Source organism: Microbispora sp. NPDC049125, from assembly GCF_040802045.1.
GTDB lineage: Bacteria > Actinomycetota > Actinomycetes > Streptosporangiales > Streptosporangiaceae > Microbispora.
In genome coordinates this window covers 269,305-285,526 of record NZ_JBEZDW010000006.1, presented here as the reverse complement: position 1 = coordinate 285,526, position 16,222 = coordinate 269,305, and the positions used below count along the sequence as shown (strand labels likewise).

21 protein-coding genes are annotated in these 16,222 nt (G+C 69.8%); 1 reads left to right on the top strand and 20 read right to left on the bottom strand.

From position 1 onward, the window contains the following. Positions 1–55: 55 nt before the first annotated feature. On the top strand, positions 56–3,688 hold the full coding sequence (locus AB0B72_RS10550) for a hypothetical protein (protein WP_367738338.1): 3,633 nt from the start codon (positions 56–58) through the stop codon (positions 3,686–3,688). On the opposite strand, the gene truA is transcribed toward AB0B72_RS10550, so the two are convergent. From truA to AB0B72_RS10450, 20 genes are all read right to left on the bottom strand, one after another. After that, positions 3,678–4,580 carry a tRNA pseudouridine(38-40) synthase TruA gene (truA, locus tag AB0B72_RS10545; RefSeq protein ID WP_367738337.1) on the bottom strand — a complete coding sequence of 301 codons (903 nt, stop codon included), beginning with the start codon at positions 4,578–4,580 and terminating at the stop codon, positions 3,678–3,680. The genes AB0B72_RS10550 and truA overlap by 11 nt on opposite strands. A gap of 106 nt (positions 4,581–4,686) precedes the next feature. Further along, on the bottom strand, positions 4,687–5,247 hold the full coding sequence (gene rplQ / locus AB0B72_RS10540) for a 50S ribosomal protein L17 (RefSeq protein ID WP_367738336.1): 561 nt from the start codon (positions 5,245–5,247) through the stop codon (positions 4,687–4,689). 171 nt (positions 5,248–5,418) lie between these two features. Continuing rightward, positions 5,419–6,435 carry a DNA-directed RNA polymerase subunit alpha gene (locus tag AB0B72_RS10535; RefSeq protein WP_367738335.1) on the bottom strand — a complete coding sequence of 339 codons (1,017 nt, stop codon included), beginning with the start codon at positions 6,433–6,435 and terminating at the stop codon, positions 5,419–5,421. Between the two features lie 163 nt (positions 6,436–6,598). Next, complete coding sequence (rpsD, locus tag AB0B72_RS10530) at positions 6,599–7,225, bottom strand: 30S ribosomal protein S4 (protein ID WP_367738334.1); 627 nt, start codon at positions 7,223–7,225, stop codon at positions 6,599–6,601. A 21-nt stretch (positions 7,226–7,246) separates the two neighbouring features. Further along, on the bottom strand, positions 7,247–7,651 hold the full coding sequence (gene rpsK, locus AB0B72_RS10525) for a 30S ribosomal protein S11 (protein WP_020542285.1): 405 nt from the start codon (positions 7,649–7,651) through the stop codon (positions 7,247–7,249). A 34-nt stretch (positions 7,652–7,685) separates the two neighbouring features. Then, complete coding sequence (gene rpsM, locus AB0B72_RS10520; protein ID WP_367738333.1) at positions 7,686–8,066, bottom strand: 30S ribosomal protein S13; 381 nt, start codon at positions 8,064–8,066, stop codon at positions 7,686–7,688. Positions 8,067–8,329: 263 nt separating this feature from the next. Then, on the bottom strand, positions 8,330–8,443 hold the full coding sequence (rpmJ, locus tag AB0B72_RS10515) for a 50S ribosomal protein L36 (RefSeq protein ID WP_003956441.1): 114 nt from the start codon (positions 8,441–8,443) through the stop codon (positions 8,330–8,332). A gap of 48 nt (positions 8,444–8,491) precedes the next feature. After that, complete coding sequence (gene infA / locus AB0B72_RS10510; RefSeq protein ID WP_012887858.1) at positions 8,492–8,713, bottom strand: translation initiation factor IF-1; 222 nt, start codon at positions 8,711–8,713, stop codon at positions 8,492–8,494. 326 nt (positions 8,714–9,039) lie between these two features. After that, the gene (locus tag AB0B72_RS10505) at positions 9,040–9,498 is read right to left on the bottom strand and encodes a hypothetical protein (RefSeq protein WP_367738332.1); all 459 of its coding nucleotides are present in this window, start codon (positions 9,496–9,498) and stop codon (positions 9,040–9,042) included. A gap of 137 nt (positions 9,499–9,635) precedes the next feature. Further along, the gene (locus AB0B72_RS10500; protein ID WP_367738331.1) at positions 9,636–10,094 is read right to left on the bottom strand and encodes a DUF1707 domain-containing protein; all 459 of its coding nucleotides are present in this window, start codon (positions 10,092–10,094) and stop codon (positions 9,636–9,638) included. A gap of 70 nt (positions 10,095–10,164) precedes the next feature. Further along, positions 10,165–11,013, bottom strand: coding sequence for a type I methionyl aminopeptidase (gene map / locus AB0B72_RS10495; RefSeq protein WP_367738330.1), 849 nt, complete (start codon positions 11,011–11,013; stop codon positions 10,165–10,167). Positions 11,014–11,099: 86 nt separating this feature from the next. Then, positions 11,100–11,753, bottom strand: a complete 654-nt coding sequence (locus tag AB0B72_RS10490) for an adenylate kinase (RefSeq protein WP_367738329.1) — start codon at positions 11,751–11,753, stop codon at positions 11,100–11,102. Beyond that, a complete protein-coding gene (gene secY / locus AB0B72_RS10485; RefSeq protein ID WP_367738328.1) occupies positions 11,753–13,060 on the bottom strand; it encodes a preprotein translocase subunit SecY in 1,308 nt (435 codons plus the stop codon). Before secY ends, AB0B72_RS10490 begins: the two co-directional genes overlap by 1 nt. A 178-nt stretch (positions 13,061–13,238) precedes the next feature. Beyond that, complete coding sequence (gene rplO / locus AB0B72_RS10480; protein WP_367738327.1) at positions 13,239–13,694, bottom strand: 50S ribosomal protein L15; 456 nt, start codon at positions 13,692–13,694, stop codon at positions 13,239–13,241. A 2-nt stretch (positions 13,695–13,696) separates the two neighbouring features. Further along, positions 13,697–13,879 (bottom strand): 50S ribosomal protein L30, encoded by a 183-nt coding sequence (gene rpmD, locus AB0B72_RS10475; RefSeq protein WP_367738326.1) that lies wholly within the window; start codon positions 13,877–13,879, stop codon positions 13,697–13,699. A 2-nt stretch (positions 13,880–13,881) separates the two neighbouring features. Continuing rightward, the gene (rpsE, locus tag AB0B72_RS10470; protein WP_367738325.1) at positions 13,882–14,514 is read right to left on the bottom strand and encodes a 30S ribosomal protein S5; all 633 of its coding nucleotides are present in this window, start codon (positions 14,512–14,514) and stop codon (positions 13,882–13,884) included. A 37-nt stretch (positions 14,515–14,551) separates the two neighbouring features. Then, positions 14,552–14,935, bottom strand: a complete 384-nt coding sequence (gene rplR, locus AB0B72_RS10465; RefSeq protein ID WP_367738324.1) for a 50S ribosomal protein L18 — start codon at positions 14,933–14,935, stop codon at positions 14,552–14,554. A gap of 2 nt (positions 14,936–14,937) precedes the next feature. After that, the gene (gene rplF, locus AB0B72_RS10460; protein ID WP_367738323.1) at positions 14,938–15,480 is read right to left on the bottom strand and encodes a 50S ribosomal protein L6; all 543 of its coding nucleotides are present in this window, start codon (positions 15,478–15,480) and stop codon (positions 14,938–14,940) included. Positions 15,481–15,499: 19 nt separating this feature from the next. Next, positions 15,500–15,898: a 30S ribosomal protein S8 gene (rpsH, locus tag AB0B72_RS10455; protein WP_367738322.1), complete on the bottom strand. Its 399-nt coding sequence runs from the start codon at positions 15,896–15,898 to the stop codon at positions 15,500–15,502. Positions 15,899–16,035: 137 nt separating this feature from the next. Beyond that, the gene (locus AB0B72_RS10450) at positions 16,036–16,221 is read right to left on the bottom strand and encodes a type Z 30S ribosomal protein S14 (protein WP_066368977.1); all 186 of its coding nucleotides are present in this window, start codon (positions 16,219–16,221) and stop codon (positions 16,036–16,038) included. Position 16,222: the final 1 nt, after the last annotated feature.

Genomic DNA, 16,222 nt, shown 5'->3' with positions numbered 1-16,222 from the left:
AGGGAAACGCCCATAGGGACACGGCGATCGCGTCCGCGCCTATACGCTTCCGGCTATGCGTGGCCAGGATTCCGGTTCCGAACAGGAACGCGATACGGCGGGGACTCGCCGCGAGTCGGACACCGACGGCTCGGGGGCGCCCCCCATGCCCCCGCCGAGCTTCGGCCAGACGCCCGCAGGCGAGGCACCGGCATGGGCGCCGGAGGAGGACGCCTCGGCGTTCAGCTGGCTGACCCCGCACCATTCGCAGCCGCCCGCCGCGCCGTACCCGGTTCCCTCTGACGCCGCGCCCTATCCGCCCCCGCCGTACCCGGCTCCCTCTGACGCCGCGCCGTACCCGCCCCCTCCGGACGCCCCGTACCCGCCCCCTCCGGACGCCCCGTACCGGCCCGGCGACGCCGCCTACGGCCCGCCGAGCACGCCCGCTCCCGGCGCCACGCCGTACCGCCCCGGACCCGACGCCCCGTACCCGCCCCCTCCGGACGCCCCGTACCGGCCCGGCGAGGCCACCTATGGTCCGCCGGACGCGCCCGCGCCCCCGGCCGAGGACCTAGAGACGACGCGGCGGTTCAGGACGTCGCCGATGTTCGACGCCCCCGCACCTGCCCGGTTTCCTCCGCAGGGGCGCCCCGAGGAGGGCTTCCCGGCCGCCCCCCAGCCCGGCGGTCCGGCGTGGTCGCCTGCCGTGCAATACGACGCCACCTGGCGGGGGACGACCGAGCAGGACCCCACACGGCCGGGTACGACCGAACAAGACCCCACGCGGCCAGGTGCGGCCGAACAGCCCCCCGGAGGGCCCTCGGGATCCGCCTCCACCCCGCCCACGACGCCGCCCTGGCAGCCGTCCCAGCCCTGGCAGGCACCGCCTCCTTGGCAGCCCGCGGCCTGGCAACCTCCAGCGCCACAGCCCCAGCCCTGGCAGCCGCCGCCGTCCTTCAGCGGGGCGACGCCGCCGGACGCCGGCCCTGGTCAGGGCACAGGCGGCACCGGCCAGGGCGCGGGCTCCAGCGTGCAACCGCCCGCGAATTCCTCCAGCGAAGCCGGATGGCCGCATTCAGGTGCGCAGCCTCCGCCGGCCGCACCCCCGGTCCCAGGCCCCACGTGGTCGGCCGGAGGCCCGATGTGGGCCGCCCCCATACCGGAGACCGCCTCGCCCCAAGGCCTCACTGACCGGCCCGCCGCCGGAGCGACCGGCGCACAGACCTGGCCCAGCCAGCCCGCCGCCGAATCGACCGGCGCACAGACCTGGCCCAGCCAGCCCTCTGCCGGAGCGACCGGCGCACAGGCCTGGCCCGGCCGGCCTCCTGCCGGCAACGCCCCTCACGGACAGGCGGCTCCCGCCGGAGGCGAAGGCCCCTCGGGCCCCTTGACGGGCCCCGCGCCCGCCTGGCCGCCCGCAGACGCCGCGACAAGATCTCCGGACGCTCCCTCCGCGAGCACCCCCGCCTCCTCGCCGGAGGCGCCCTCCCTGCCAGGCCCCGAGGGCTCGGGCCCCGTCGCGCCGGACGCGTCCGGCCAGAGCGCTCAACCGGCCCCCGGCGGCACTCCATCGGCTCTCACCGAACCCGCTCAGCCCGCAGAGCACGGCACACCCGGTCAGCCTGACGCGACCGATCAGCCGGGCGCGACCGATCGACCGGGCGCGACCGAGCAGCACAGCACGCCCGAACAGCCCGCAGGCGCTCTGTCCTCCCGCGCCGCCGAGCCCGGCGACATCCCCGTCTGGCCACCGCGTCTCCCCGGTGAGCCGCAGCGACCGTCCGCCGGAGAGCAGCCTGGCGACGCTTCCGCCGGTTTCGGCACCTCCTGGCCCCCTGTGGCGGTCTACGGGGACGATCAGCCGGCGGCCGATCCCGACCGCACACAACCGGACGGCCGCACGCAACCGGACGACGTCCTCTCCCCGGACATCCCTCCGGTCGCGTCGTCCCACGCGTACATGGCCCCGGGAGAGGACGTCCCGCGCGCCTCGGCGTACGCGGCCCAGGGAGCGGACGCCGAGCCGGCCGACGGCGGTGCCGCGAGCGAGCGGCCCGGCACGACGCCGCCCACGCCTGCGGAGCCCGGTTTGTCCGCTCCCGCATCCGGCACCTCGCCGGGCGACTCCCCCGCCGATCTCACCGGCGCCTCACCTGGCGGCTTGGACACCGGCCACGGGACCGGGGGCGACCTGCCCGACGACGCGCCCACCCGGCCGGGAGCCCACGCGCTGCAGGAGACGGGGGCCACGACACGCGCGTGCCTCCCCCAGGCAGACGCGGACGACCCGTCCCGGGCCGGACAGACCGGCTCTGCCCGTACAGGCGCCCACGCGGCACCGGACGCGAGCACCTCCGGCTCACCCGCGGTTTCAGGCGCGGACGCGCCGCCACCCGGTGCCGGCGCCCTCCCGGACGCCGGCGAATCGAACGACCAGACATCCGCCCACGCGGCGGCGGGCGCCTCTGAGGAGATCTCCGGGGCCGCGACCCCGGCGAACGGCTTCTCGCCCTCCACGTCCGCCTGGCCGTCGCCTCAGGCGCTTCCAGGGGGTGGCGCGACGCCCCCCCGCTTCGCAGACGCCGCACTTCCCGGCGTGACGCCTCCTGAGGGGCTTTCATGGCCAACCCCTGGCCTGACGCCTCCCGAGGGGCTTTCATGGCCCGCCCCCGGCGATCCTTCCGCCGCCTCCAATGCCGCGCCGCCCATGGCGTCCCAGACGAACGCCCCCGGCGACGCACTCGCCGGCGGGACGCCGGCGGCCCCATCCGAGACCCCCCCAGGACACATGCCCTCTTCTTCCACAGAATCGGCCCCCACCACCCCGCCTGGCTCGACCCCGTTCGCCTTCACACCGGTGACCCCGGCGAGGGCGGGGAAGGCCGCACCGCCGCCCGGCTTCGAGGTGACGCCGCCGCCCGGCGCGGGCTCGCTCGCCGGCAGCCCGCCAGGAGGCGCCCGCCTCCCCGTGCCGCTGGCGCCCGCCAAGGCTCCCGGCGGCCCCACGGGCGGCACCGTCAAGCGGGTCCTGCTGGCCGCGGGCACCGTGGTCGTCGTGGGCGCAATCGGCGCCGCCGCCTTCTACGCGTACTCGGGTGAGTCGCAGGCCCCGATCAGCCGGGCTCCGTCGGCCACCGGCGCCCCACCGGCCGCCACCGGGCAGGCGAGCCCGCCGGCTTCGACGATCGTCGACTCCGAGACGACCGACCCCAGCAAGCTCACGCTCGCCGAGGCGTTCCCCGACCCGAAGGTCACCCTGGCCGGACGGACCTTCCGGCGGGTCAAGGTCAACATCACCGACGACTGCCGGCAGGCGGCCGCCGGGGCGTTCGCGGAGGCGCTGGACCGCCAGCAGTGCAGCCGGGTGGTCCGGGCCACATACGTCGACGGCAAGCGCGACTACGCCGTCACCACCGGAATCGCCGTGCTGCCCACGAAACAGGCGGCGCTCACCGTCGACCAGGCCAAGGACCTGGCGGGCAACGTCTGGTTCCGCGGTCTCAACGGCGCCGAGAAGGCCGGCGCCGACCGCGTCGCGATCTCCGGTGGGTACGCGGCGGGCCTGGTGTGGGGTCGCTACATCGTGTTCAGCTACGCGACCTACGCCGACGGCCACACACCGGACGCCAAGGACAAGAACCTCGGGCCGGTCAGCGGCGCCTTCCGGGACCACACCGCCAAGGTGATCGAGAAGCGGGTCACGGGCTGAGCGTACGGACCCGGCGTGTCGCGGCGGCACGCCGGGCCAGCTCCCCGGCGGCCGGATAGCGCACCTCCTCAAGCGTCAGCCCGTGCGCGGGCGCGACGTGCACCCCCGAGTCCCGTACGGCTCCCGCCAGCACCCCGGACGGCCACTCGACGGGCTGACGGCCCTCGCCCACGGCGAGCAGGGAGCCCACCAGCGCCCTGACCATCGAGTGGCAGAACGCGTCGGCGACCACGGTCGCCAGGATGATCCCGTCGTCGCCCCTGACCCAGTCGAGCCGCTTGAGCTCGCGGATGGTGGTCGCCCCCTCGCGCCTGCGGCAGAACGCGGCGAAGTCGTGCTCCCCCAGCAGCCGCGCGGACGCCTCGTTCAGCAGGTCCACGTCGAGCGGCCGGGCGTACCAGAGCACCTCACGACGGCGCAGCGGGTCCACACCCCCGGGCGCGTCGCTCACGCGGTAGCCGTACCGGCGGGAAAGCGCGGAGAAGCGCGCGTCGAAGCCCTCAGGGGCGACGCTGACGGCATGGACGCGGACGTCGGGAGGCAGGACGCCGGAAAGGCGTCTGATCAGCGCGGAGAGCCACTCAGCCTCGCTCCCCGGCCACGCGCCCTCCACGTCCACCACGGCGGCCCGTCTCGCCGAGGCCGCCGCCAGAGCGGAGAGCGGGAGGTCCACGTGGGCCACCTGGCCCCGGGCGTGGACGCCGGCGTCCGTACGGCCCGCCACGGTCAGCCCCGGCGGCGGCTCCAGGCGCAGAATGCGGCCGAGCGCGCCCTCCAGCTCCCCCTGGACCGTACGGCGTCCGGGCTGCTTGGCCCAGCCTGAGAAGTCGGTGCCCTCATAGCCGAGATCGAGCCTCAGCCGCACCAGCGGCCCCTCGACGTCCACCCTCATCCCTCCCACCGGCGACGACCGGCCCGCCGCGCGCAAACGAAGAGCGGGCCCAGATCCCCGGAAGGGAAACTGGACCCGCTCGCCGAGCCTGAGATCCTCGTGGGGATCAGGCCTCGTCCTTCTTGTCGCCCTCCGCCGGCTGGCCGGCCTCGGCGGTCTCAGCCTCGGTGGTCTCGGCCTCGGGGGCCTCCACGACCTCGGCGGACTCGTCGGCCTCGACCGTGGTCTCCTCGGTGGTCTCCTCCGCCGGAGCGGCCGGAGCGGCGGCCGGAGCCGGCTGCGCCGTACGGGAGACGCGAACGGGGTTGAGCTGCTCGGTCACCAGCTCGATGAGCGCCATGGGAGCGGCGTCGCCCTTGCGCGGGCCCAGCTTCGTGATCCGGGTGTAGCCACCGGGACGCTCGGCGAACGTCGGCGCGATCTCCGTGAACAGGTGGTGGACGACGCTCTTGTCGCGGACGACGGTCAGCACCTGGCGACGGTTGTGGATGTCGCCCTTCTTCGCCTTGGTGATCAGCTTCTCGGCCAGCGGGCGGAGCCGCTTCGCCTTGGCCTCGGTGGTGCGGATCCGGCCGTTCTGGAAGAGCGCGGTCGCGAGGTTCGAAAGGATCAGCCGCTCGTGGGCCGGGCTGCCGCCGAGGCGGGTGCCCTTGGTGGGCTTGGGCATTTCATGCTCCTCATGGGTAACCCGCCCCGGCCGTGTCAGGTACCGGGGTCGGGCCGACCGGCGTACCGGTCGTGACTTGTCATCGCCGCCCCCGCCGGCTCAACGGATCACCGTGAGCCGCCGGAAACGACCTGTGGCGCCGGGCAAGGGCCCGGCGCCGCAGGGTTCGGCTCAGTACTGCTCGGTCTCGATGAAGCCGCCGTCCTCGTCGTCGTACCCTCCGCCGGCGACCGCGGTGGGGTCGAATCCGGGCGGGGAGTCCTTGAGAGCGAGGCCCATCTCGTGCAGCTTCTGCTTGACCTCTTCGATCGACTTGGCGCCGAAGTTCCTGATGTCGAGCAGGTCCTGCTCGCTGCGGGCGACGAGCTCACCCACGGTGTGGATGCCCTCGCGCTTGAGGCAGTTGTACGAGCGGACGGTGAGGTTGAGCTCCTCGATCGGCAGCGCCAGGTCGGCGGCGAGCGCCGCGTCCGTCGGCGACGGGCCGATGTCGATGCCCTCGGCCTCGACGTTGAGCTCCCTGGCGAGGCCGAACAGCTCGACCAGGGTCTTGCCGGCCGAGGCCACCGCGTCGCGGGGCTTCATGGACGGCTTGGTCTCGACGTCCAGGATCAGCCGGTCGAAGTCCGTGCGCTGCTCGACACGGGTCGCCTCGACCTTGTAGGTGACCTTGAGGACCGGAGAGTAGATCGAGTCGATCGGAATCCGGCCGATCTCCTGACCCGGCTGCTTGTTCTGCGCGGCGGAGACGTAGCCGCGCCCGCGCTCGACGGTCAGCTCCATCTCCAGCTTCGCCTTGCCGTTCAGCGTGGCGACGTGCAGGTCCGGGTTGTGCACCTCGACACCGGCCGGCGGCGCGATGTCGGCGGCGGTGACCTCACCGGGGCCCTGCTTGCGCAGGTACATCACGACGGGCTCGTCGTGCTCGGACGAGACGACCAGCGACTTGAGGTTGAGGATGATGTCGGTGACGTCTTCCTTGACCCCGGGCACGGTCGAGAACTCGTGCAGCACGCCCTCGATGCGGATGCTGGTGACCGCCGCCCCCGGGATGGAGGACAGCAGCGTGCGCCGCACCGAGTTTCCGATGGTGTAGCCGAAGCCCGGCTCCAGCGGCTCGATGATGAACCTGGACCGGTGCTCCTCGAGCGACTCCTCCTGGAGGCTCGGGCGCTGTGCGATCAGCATGGATTACTCCTGAATCCGGGACGGCCGTCCTGTCGCTCTCAAGGAGGGCCGGCCCTCGGTTCGGCGACGCCCGCTATTTGACGCCGCTCGCCTACACACCATGATGCCGTACGGCCGGCGTGTGCCGGGCCGTACGGCCTCACAGGTCTTGAATCGGGCTCTGCTACTTGGAGTAGAGCTCGACGATGAGCTGCTCCTGGACCAGCGTGTCGATCTGCTGGCGGACCGGGAGCTGGTGCACGAGGATGCGCATGCTGTCGGCCGACACGCCCAGCCACGCCGGGACGGTCTTGTCGCCGGCGGTGGCGCGGGCCACCTCGTACGGCAGAAGGTTGCGCGACTTCTCGCGGACCTCGATGATGTCGTGCTCGCGTACGCGGTACGACGGGATGTCGACCTTCTTGCCGTTCACCAGGATGTGGCCGTGGCGCACCTGCTGGCGGGCCGCGTCACGCGACTCGGCGAAACCGGCGCGGTAGACCACGTTGTCGAGACGGCTCTCCAGGATCTGGAGGAGGTTCTCGCCGGTCTTGCCGGTCTTGCGGTTGGCTTCCTCGTAGTAGTTGTGGAACTGCTTCTCGAGGACGCCGTAGATCCGGCGGGTCTTCTGCTTCTCACGAAGCTGGAGCTGGTACTCAGACTCCTTGGGACGGCCGCGGCCGTGCTCACCCGGCGGGTACGGACGGATTTCGATGGGGCACTTGGCGGACTCGCACTTCTTGCCCTTGAGGAAGAGCTTGGTCTTCTCCCGGCGGCAGAGCTTGCAGTCCGGACCCGTGTAACGAGCCATTTCCTTCTATCTCTCCTGAGCTCAGACGCGGCGGCGCTTGGGCGGACGGCAGCCGTTGTGCGGGACCGGGGTCACGTCCTGGATGGACCCGACCTCGAGGCCGGTCGCCTGCAGCGACCGGATCGCGGTCTCCCGGCCGGAGCCGGGGCCCTTCACGAAGACGTCGACCTTGCGCATGCCGTGCTCCATGGCCCGGCGAGCGGCGTTCTCCGCAGCCATCTGCGCGGCGAAGGGGGTGCTCTTGCGGGAGCCCTTGAACCCGACGTGGCCGGCGCTGGCCCAGGAGATCACGTTCCCGTTGGGGTCGGTGATCGAAACGATCGTGTTGTTGAACGTGCTCTTGATGTGGGCGTGCCCATGAGCGACGTTCTTCTTCTCCTTGCGACGCACCTTCTTCGGTGCGCCCTGGCGGCTCTTCGGCGGCATTTAAGCGCTATCTCCTGGAGTGGGCTGCTTAGGACTACTTCTTGCCCGGCTTCTTCTTGCCGGCCACGGTCTTCTTCTTGCCCTTGCGGGTGCGCGCGTTCGTCTGCGTCCGCTGACCGTGGACAGGCAGGCCCTTGCGGTGCCGGATGCCCTGGTAACAGCCGATCTCGATCTTGCGCCGGATGTCGGCCTGAACCTCGCGGCGCAGGTCACCCTCGATCTTGTAGTTCGCCTCGATGTAGTCACGCATCGGGACGAGCTCGGCGTCCGAGAGCTGGTGGACGCGCAGATCGGGGCTGATGCCCGTCGCCTCGAGGATCTCCTGAGCGCGGGTGCGGCCGATTCCGAAAATGTAGGTGAGAGCGATCTCCAGCCGCTTGTCGCGGGGGAGGTCGACGCCAACCAGGCGTGCCATGGTCGGGCATTCTCCTTCGGTGTGGCGGAGGTCTTGCGCCTCGCTTCCCCTCCCCATGCCCGGGGTGAGGGCCCCGGCCTCCGACCGGGGGTCTCCCGCGTGGTACGGCTTCCACGGAGGAAGCCGCCTGCGCGAGTGCGAGACACGCCTTGTTTGTTCCGGCTCCGCGCGCCCGGCGGTCGAACCGCCCGGCGTCGCGAACCGGCGGCCCTACAGGTGCCGAGCCCGCCGCTGGGACGGGCTCCCCGTGGGGCCGTGCGACATCAGCCCTGGCGCTGCTTGTGGCGCAGGTTGTCGCAGATCACCATGACGCGACCGTGCCGGCGGATCACCTTGCACTTGTCGCAGATCTTCTTGACGCTCGGCTTGACCTTCATAGTCCTTATTCGTTCCGCGTACGGCCCGCCCCCGCTGTGGAGGGGGACCTACTTGTACCGATAGACGATCCGCCCGCGACTCAGGTCGTAGGGGCTCAGTTCCACGACGACCCGGTCGTCCGGGAGGATCCGGATGTAGTGCATCCGCATCCGCCCGCTGATATGGGCCAGGACCTTATGGCCGTTGTCGAGCTGCACCCGGAACATCGCGTTCGGGAGCGACTCAACCACAGTGCCCTCAATCTCGATGGCGCCGTCTTTCTTGGCCATGGCCCTCGCGTTTCGCTGATCGGTTCGTCAGAGGTTTCGGAACACTGCAGCCGCGACCTTCGGGCGCTTCCAGAGAGCGACGACCAGCCAGGCCGTCTACGCGCAAAAGGTCATAGTGAACCGACAAAGGAGTGTACGGCAACCCGGCCCGAATTGCGAAACGAAGCCATGGGGTCCCGACACAACCAGATCAAAGCCTACCCCGGGATCACACGTGCGGCGCACCATCACGGCGGAACGGCGAAGGGGCCCGCCCCCGGAAGGGGCGGGCCCCAGTGTGCACCCCGCACAGATGAGCCGTCTTCTCGAAGCAGGCGAGCCGTCTCCTAGAAGACGTCGTGCCAGCCGCCGCAGTCCTCGGCCGGGCCGCCCTCGCACACGCGGATGTCGAAGTCGTTGAACCCGTTGCTCTTGCGGAAGCCGCCGAAGTGGTTCACTTCCCGGTGACCGAAGGTCCGGTACGACGCCAGGTGCGAGCCGCTGCGGTCGTGCCACCGGAACCACACGTAGCTGTACTCACGGTCGTGGTCGCGGTCGAACAGGTCGCCGTAGAACCAGTAGCGCCCGCCGTCGCGGATCCAGTAGCCGCGCCCGAAGTACGAACGGTCGCCGCGGTTCTCGCCGTCGCCACGGTCGTAGCCCGAGTACGTGTTCCCGAAGAAGTGCCTGACCGGTCCCGCCGCGGCGGCGGTCTGGGTCGCGGCCTGGGCGGCGGGGGCGACCATGAGGCCGGCCGCGAGGGCTCCCGCCACAGCGGTGCCGGCCAGAACGGTACGGATGTTCATTGTTCCTCCAGGGGACTTTCGGATGATGCTGCTCATCTCCGAACACCTCTGAAGTTACGGATGATCACCGTTTCGTTCTGCGCAGGAATCCACACTCGACGCCATCTGAAATGCGGAAAAATGCACGTTCGCCGGTGTCAGTCCTTGCGGCCGGACGAGCCCGAGCCGGCCGTGCCGAGCGTGCTGAGGACGAGGATCACGCCCCACGGGCCCATCACCCACACGGGCCAGGGGTAGACGAAGTGCCCGGAGGTGAGGCCGACGATCAGCCAGATCACCCAGTTCACCGCGCTGGCCGCCGCCCAGGCCTTCCACGCGTCCTGAAGCTTGCCGCTCTTGCCCGCGCCCTTGACCTCCCCGACCGGCCGCCGCGCCGGCTGTGACCCGCTGCTCGCGGGCAACCGGTGCAGGTCGATCTCCGGCAGGTCCGAGGTGAGCTTGGCCAGCTCACCGTACGTGCGACTCTCGTAGACCTGCTCCAGCCGCTCGTTGAACTCGTCGAGGCTGAGCCTGCCTTCGGCCATGTGCTCACGCAGTCCGGCGGCGACCCGATCCCGGTCGCCGTCGGAAGCCCGCATCTCCGGCGCTGCCGCCATCACCATCTCCTGCGTATCCGAGCGATACGACCATTATGGTCCACAGCCGGCGGCATGGGGCTGCGCGGTTTCAGGAGCCTTCGACAGGGGCCCGGGCGCCGTCCCGCGTCTCGGCCGCGAGCCGCTCCAGGCGGTCCCGCCCGCCGTCGAGGGCGGTCAGCACGACCGGGCCGTCCTCGGTCACCGCGACGCTGTGCTCGAAGTGCGCGGACGCCTTGCCGTCCAGGGTGACGACGGTCCAGTCGTCGGCCAGCACCTTCGTCCGGTCGGTGCCGAGGTTGACCATCGGCTCGATGGCGAAGCACATCCCGGGCTCGAACCGGGGCCCCCGCCCCGGGCGGCCGTGGTTGGCCACCCACGGGTCCATGTGCATCTCGGTGCCGATGCCGTGCCCGCCGTACTCCTGAGGGATGCCGTAACGGCCCTGAGAGCGCACGTAACGCTCGATCTGGAAGCCGATGTCGGACAGGTGCCCCCCCACCTTGAGGGCGGCGATGCCGCGCCACATGGACTCCTCGGTGACCCGCATCAGCTCGGTCAGCGCGGGGTCCACCTCCCCCACGGGGACGGTGATCGCCGAGTCGCCGTGCCAGCCGTCGAGGATGGCGCCGCAGTCGAGGGAGATGACGTCGCCTTCGCGGAGCGTCCGCCGGTCGCTGGGGATGCCGTGGACCACCTCGTCGTTGACCGACGCGCAGATGGTGGCGGGGAAGCCCTGGTAGCCCTTGAAGGAGGGGACGGCGCCCTCGCCCCGGATGGCCTCCTCGGCGATGGCGTCGAGGTCCAGCGGCGTCAACCCGGGCCGCACGGAGGACCGGAGCAGCTCCAGAGTCCTGGCCACGACCAGGCCGGCCGCGCGCATCTTGTCGAGCTGCTCGGCGGTCTTGATCTGGATTCCGTGCCTGTTCTTCTTGAACACGTGTCGCACCCCCTCTCGAAATTGTCCCATACAAGGCTGAACGCCACCCCATGGAACGGAGTGGCGTTCGCGGCCTTGGTAACGAGTCAGTCGGCGAATCGGCGCAGGGCCGACATCGCGCGCTGGGTGATCTCCTCGACGGGACCCGTCGCGTCGACTCCCTGGAGGATCCCCTCGTCGGCGTAGAAGGCGATGAGCGGCGACGTCTGCTCCTGGTAGACCTCCAGGCGGTGCCTGATGGTCTCCTCACGGTCGTCGTCGCGCTGGAACAGCTCCCCGCCGCAGGCGTCGCAGACTCCGTCGACCGCGGGCGGATCGAACAGCACGTGCCACACCTTGCCGCAGGAGCGGCAGGTGCGCCGGCCGGCGAGCCGCCGTACGACCTCGTCGTCCTCGACCACCAGGTTGAGGACCACGTCGAGCGCCGTGCCGAACTCGGCCAGCATCTTCTTGAGGACCTCGGCCTGGGGGACGTTGCGCGGGAAGCCGTCCAGAAGGAAGCCTTCCTGCGCGTCGTCCTCCGAGAGCCTGTCACGCACCATGGCCACCGTGACCTCGTCAGGGACGAGGTCACCGCGGTCCATGTACTCCTTGGCGAGCTTGCCGAGCTCCGTGCCCCCGGAGACGTTGGCACGGAAGATGTCGCCTGTCGAGATTTTCGGGATCGACAGGTGCGAAGCGATGAACTGGGCCTGAGTCCCCTTGCCCGCTCCGGGGGGCCCGACCAGGACGACGCGCACTATCTCAGGAAGCCCTCGTAGTTACGCTGCTGCAGCTGGCTCTCGATCTGCTTGACCGTGTCCAGACCAACACCAACCATGATCAGAATGCTGGTCCCTCCGAACGGGAAGTTCTGGCTCGCTCCGGCCACCGCCAGCGCGATGATCGGGATGAGCGAGATGACACCCAGATACGGAGCACCGGCGGCGGTGAGCCGATTGAGCACGTAGCTCAGGTACTCGGCGGTCGGCCGGCCCGGACGGATGCCCGGGATGAACCCACCGTACTTCTTCATGTTGTCGGCCACCTCAACGGGGTTGAAGGTGATGGACACGTAGAAGTACGTGAAGAAGATGATCAGCGTGAAGAACGTGAGCATGTAGATCGGGTGATCGCCCCGGACCATGTTCTGCGCCAGCCACTCGATCACCGCGTTGGGCTTCTGGCTGTTGCCGAACAGCGTGACCAGAAGCTGCGGCAGGTACAGCAGCGAGGAGGCGAAGATGACCGGGATGATGCCCGCCTGGTTGACCTTGAGCGGGATGTAGGTCGACGTTCCGCCGTACATCCGCCGGCCCACCATGCGCTTGGCGTACTGCACCGGGACGCGTCGCTGCGCCTGTTCGATGAACACGACCACCGCGATCATCACGATGCCGACGATCATCACCACGACGAACTTGAACGGGCTGAGGCGGTAGATGTTCAGCAGCTCGGACGGGAAGATCGCGATGACCTGGGTGAAGATCAGGATCGACATGCCGTTGCCGACGCCGCGGTCGGTCACCAGCTCGCCCAGCCACATGATCACGGCCGTACCGGAGGTCATCGTGATGACCATGGTGACCAGCGGGAAGACGTCCTGGCTGAGCAGGATCTGCTCACGGCAGCTCGGGAAGAGCTGGCCGCTGCGGGCCAGCGCCACGAAAGCCGTCGACTGGAGCACCGCCAGCCCGATGGTGAGATACCGCGTGTACTGCGTGATCTTCGAAGTGCCCGCCTGGCCTTCCTTCTTCAAGGCCTCCAGACGGGGAATGACGACGGTCAGCAGCTGCAGGATGATGCTCGCCGTGATGTACGGCATGATTCCGAGCGCGAAGACTGAAAGTTTCAGCAACGCGCCGCCGCTGAAGAGCTGGACCATCCCGTAGATGTTGCCGGCGTCGCCGGACTGGGCCTGGTCGAGACATGTGCGGACGTTCGCGGCGTTGACGCCCGGAGTGGGAAGCACCGAGCCGAGCCGGAACAGCGCGATGATGCCCAAGGTGAAGAGCAGCTTATTGCGCAGGTCCGGCGTCCGGAATGCCCGGGTAATCGCGGTTAGCACGGTCCCTCCTGCGCGCCTGTGACGCGGTAACGGGCGATGGCTTGGGAGGCGTCCATCGACATGTCTTCTTGCCAACGAGCTAGATCGGCCACGGGACGAGCCCGCCGCCAGGCGAACTCTAACGCACTACGGGCGCGGAGGCTCATAACGAACCTCCGCGCCTCGTGCAGCATCATGCCTACAGCTCGGAAACCGAGCCGCCGGCCGCGGCGATCTTCTCCTTGGCGGAGGCGGAGAAGGCGTGCGCCTGCACGTTCAGCGCCACGGAGATGTCACCGGTGCCCAGCACCTTGACGGGCTGGTTCTTGCGGACGGCGCCCTTGGCCACCAGGGCGTCGAGCGTGACCTCGCCGCCCTCGGGGAAGAGCTCTCCGAGCCTGTCCAGGTTGACGACCTGGTAGGTCGTCTTGAACAGGAAGTTGGAGAAGCCCTTCAGCTTCGGCAGGCGCCGCTGGAGCGGCACCTGGCCGCCCTCGAAGCCCGGCATCACGGTGTTGCGGGCCTTGGTGCCCTTGGTGCCGCGACCGGACGTCTTGCCCTTGGAGCCCTCGCCGCGACCCTTGCGGATCTTCGGACGGTTGGAGCCGGGGGCGGGACGGAGGTCGTGCAGCTTGAGCGGAGCGTTGTCGGTCATGACTAGTCGACCTCCTCGACCTCGACGAGATGCGTCACCGTGGCGACCATCCCGCGGATCTCGGGACGGTCCTCCTTGACGACGACATCGCCGATGCGCTTCAGGCCAAGCGAACGCAGCGTGTCACGCTGGTTCTGCTTGCCACCGATCTTCGACCGGGTCTGCTTGATCTTCAGTCGGCCCATCGTCAGCTCACCGCCTTCGCCGCTGCCGCGGCCTCGGCGAGGCCCTCGGCACGCGCCTTGAGCATCGACTTGGGTGCGACGTCCTCGATCGGCAGGCCCCGGCGGGCGGCGATCTCCTCGGGCCGGCTGAGGCCCTTGAGCGCCGCCACCGTCGCGTGCACGATGTTGATCGGGTTGTCCGAGCCGAGCGACTTGGACAGCACGTCGTGGATCCCGGCGCACTCCAGGACCGCGCGCACGGGACCGCCCGCGATGACACCCGTACCGGCCGAGGCCGGACGCAGGAGTACGACGCCCGCGGCCTCCTCGCCCTGCACGGTGTGCGGGATCGTGCCCTGGATGCGCGGCACCTTGAAGAAGTGCTTCTTGGCCTCCTCGACGCCCTTGGCGATCGCCGCGGGCACCTCCTTGGCCTTGCCGTAGCCGACCCCGACGAGGCCGTTGCCGTCGCCGACGATGACCAGCGCGGTGAAGCTGAAGCGCCGGCCGCCCTTGACGACCTTCGCCACTCGGTTGATCTTCACGACGCGCTCGATGTACGAGACGCCCTTGTCTGCGGCGCCACCACGGCGATCGTCACGACGGTCACGCCGCTCGCCACCGCCGCCTGCGCCGCGACGCGGTGCTGCAGCCATCAGTGGTTCCTCTTCTCATTGCTCATGGGACGGGCCATCAGAACTCCAGCCCGCCTTCCCGGGCGCTGTCCGCGAGAGCGGCCAGGCGGCCCGCGTAGCGGTTGCCACCACGGTCGAACACGACAGCGGTGATCCCGGCGGTCTTGGCCCGCTGAGCGAGAAGCTCGCCGACCTTCTTCGCCTTCTCGGTCTTGTCGCCCTCGGCGGTGCGCAGCGAGGCGTCCATGGTGGACGCGCTCACCAGCGTGTGGCCCTGGGTGTCGTCGACGATCTGCACGAACAGGTGCCGCGTCGAGCGGTTGACGACCAAGCGCGGACGCTCGGCCGTGCCGACGACGTTCTTGCGGACTCGGCGGTGCCGGCGGGCCCGCGAGACCGTGCGGGCAGCCGTGTGCTTGCCGAACGCAGTCTTGCCAGCCATGCCTACTTACCAGCCTTTCCGACCTTGCGGCGGACAACTTCGCCCTGGTAACGCACGCCCTTGCCCTTGTACGGGTCGGGCTTGCGCAACTTCCTGATGTTCGCGGCGACCTCGCCGACCTTCTGCTTGTCGATGCCGTCCACGTGGAACAGGGTCGGCCTCTCGACACGGAAGGTGACGCCCTCGGGCGCGTCGACGATCACCGGGTGGCTGAAGCCCAAAGAGAACTCCAGCTGCGTCGGGCCCTTGGCCGCGACACGGTAACCGACGCCGACGATCTCCAGCGTCTTGGTGTAGCCCTGCGTCACGCCCGACACCATGTTGGCGATGAGCGTGCGCGACAGGCCGTGCAGCGCACGGTTGCGGTTCTCGTCGTTCGGGCGGGTGACGGCGATGGTGCCGTCATCCTCACGAGCGACCTCGATCGGCTCTGCGACAGTGTGGCTCAAGGTGCCCTTCGGGCCCTTGACCTGGACGTCCCGGCCGTCGATGTTGATCTCGACACCCGTGGGTACGGGGATGGGCAGCCGTCCGATTCTCGACATGCTGTGGTTCCTCCCCTCGTTACCAGACGTAGGCGAGGACTTCCCCGCCCACTCCACGCTTGCCGGCCTGCTTGTCCGTCATGAGACCGCCGGACGTCGAGATGATCGCGACGCCCAGCCCCCCCAGGACGCGGGGCAGGTTGTTCTTCTGCGCGTAGACCCGCAGACCGGGCTTGGACACCCGGCGCAGGCCCGCGATGGAACGCTCGCGGCTGGGCCCGAACTTGAGCTCAACCACCAGGTTCTTGCCGACCTTGGCGTCCTCGACGTTCCAGGCCTGGATGTAACCCTCCTGCTGGAGGATCTCCGCGATGTGTGCCTTGATCTTGGAGTAAGGCATGCTCACGGTGTCGTGATAGGCCGAGTTCGCGTTGCGCAGACGCGTCAGCATGTCTGCGATCGGGTCGGTCATCGTCATGGCCGGTGGCCTTCCTCACCGCGGTTTCCCGCCTGCTTGCCGTGTCTGCGACACGAGGGGGACCTACGGTGTGGTCGTGGGCGCTGCGTCAGCGCCCGGTTGATTGGTCTTCGGTCGGAGCTGGAGAGCCTGGCGGCTTACCAGCTCGACTTGGTGATGCCGGGCAGCTCGCCGCGGTGCGCCATCTCGCGGAAGCACACGCGGCACAGCCCGAACTTGCGGTAGACAGCGCGGGGACGGCCGCAGCGCGAACACCGAGTGTACGCCCTGACGTCGAACTTCTGCTTGCGCGCTGCCTTGACCTTCAGCGACGTCTTCGCCATG

What these genes read in the sequence shown, in the direction of transcription:
- AB0B72_RS10535 (WP_367738335.1), bottom strand. Translation starts at nt 6,435, where the DNA reads ATGCTGATCGCACAGCGCCCGAGCCTCCAGGAGGAGTCGCTCGAGGAG.
- rpmJ (WP_003956441.1), bottom strand. Translation starts at nt 8,443, where the DNA reads ATGAAGGTCAAGCCGAGCGTCAAGAAGATCTGCGACAAGTGCAAGGTG.
- AB0B72_RS10550 (WP_367738338.1), top strand. Translation starts at nt 56, where the DNA reads ATGCGTGGCCAGGATTCCGGTTCCGAACAGGAACGCGATACGGCGGGG.
- rplR (WP_367738324.1), bottom strand. Translation starts at nt 14,935, where the DNA reads ATGGCTGGCAAGACTGCGTTCGGCAAGCACACGGCTGCCCGCACGGTC.
- rpmD (WP_367738326.1), bottom strand. Translation starts at nt 13,879, where the DNA reads ATGGGCCGACTGAAGATCAAGCAGACCCGGTCGAAGATCGGTGGCAAG.
- rplQ (WP_367738336.1), bottom strand. Translation starts at nt 5,247, where the DNA reads ATGCCCAAGCCCACCAAGGGCACCCGCCTCGGCGGCAGCCCGGCCCAC.
- rplF (WP_367738323.1), bottom strand. Translation starts at nt 15,480, where the DNA reads ATGTCGAGAATCGGACGGCTGCCCATCCCCGTACCCACGGGTGTCGAG.
- AB0B72_RS10500 (WP_367738331.1), bottom strand. Translation starts at nt 10,094, where the DNA reads ATGGCGGCAGCGCCGGAGATGCGGGCTTCCGACGGCGACCGGGATCGG.
- AB0B72_RS10450 (WP_066368977.1), bottom strand. Translation starts at nt 16,221, where the DNA reads ATGGCGAAGACGTCGCTGAAGGTCAAGGCAGCGCGCAAGCAGAAGTTC.
- rpsK (WP_020542285.1), bottom strand. Translation starts at nt 7,651, where the DNA reads ATGCCGCCGAAGAGCCGCCAGGGCGCACCGAAGAAGGTGCGTCGCAAG.
- rplO (WP_367738327.1), bottom strand. Translation starts at nt 13,694, where the DNA reads ATGACCGACAACGCTCCGCTCAAGCTGCACGACCTCCGTCCCGCCCCC.
- rpsD (WP_367738334.1), bottom strand. Translation starts at nt 7,225, where the DNA reads ATGGCTCGTTACACGGGTCCGGACTGCAAGCTCTGCCGCCGGGAGAAG.
- AB0B72_RS10505 (WP_367738332.1), bottom strand. Translation starts at nt 9,498, where the DNA reads ATGAACATCCGTACCGTTCTGGCCGGCACCGCTGTGGCGGGAGCCCTC.
- infA (WP_012887858.1), bottom strand. Translation starts at nt 8,713, where the DNA reads ATGGCCAAGAAAGACGGCGCCATCGAGATTGAGGGCACTGTGGTTGAG.
- rpsM (WP_367738333.1), bottom strand. Translation starts at nt 8,066, where the DNA reads ATGGCACGCCTGGTTGGCGTCGACCTCCCCCGCGACAAGCGGCTGGAG.
- rpsH (WP_367738322.1), bottom strand. Translation starts at nt 15,898, where the DNA reads ATGACGATGACCGACCCGATCGCAGACATGCTGACGCGTCTGCGCAAC.
- rpsE (WP_367738325.1), bottom strand. Translation starts at nt 14,514, where the DNA reads ATGGCTGCAGCACCGCGTCGCGGCGCAGGCGGCGGTGGCGAGCGGCGT.
- truA (WP_367738337.1), bottom strand. Translation starts at nt 4,580, where the DNA reads ATGAGGGTGGACGTCGAGGGGCCGCTGGTGCGGCTGAGGCTCGATCTC.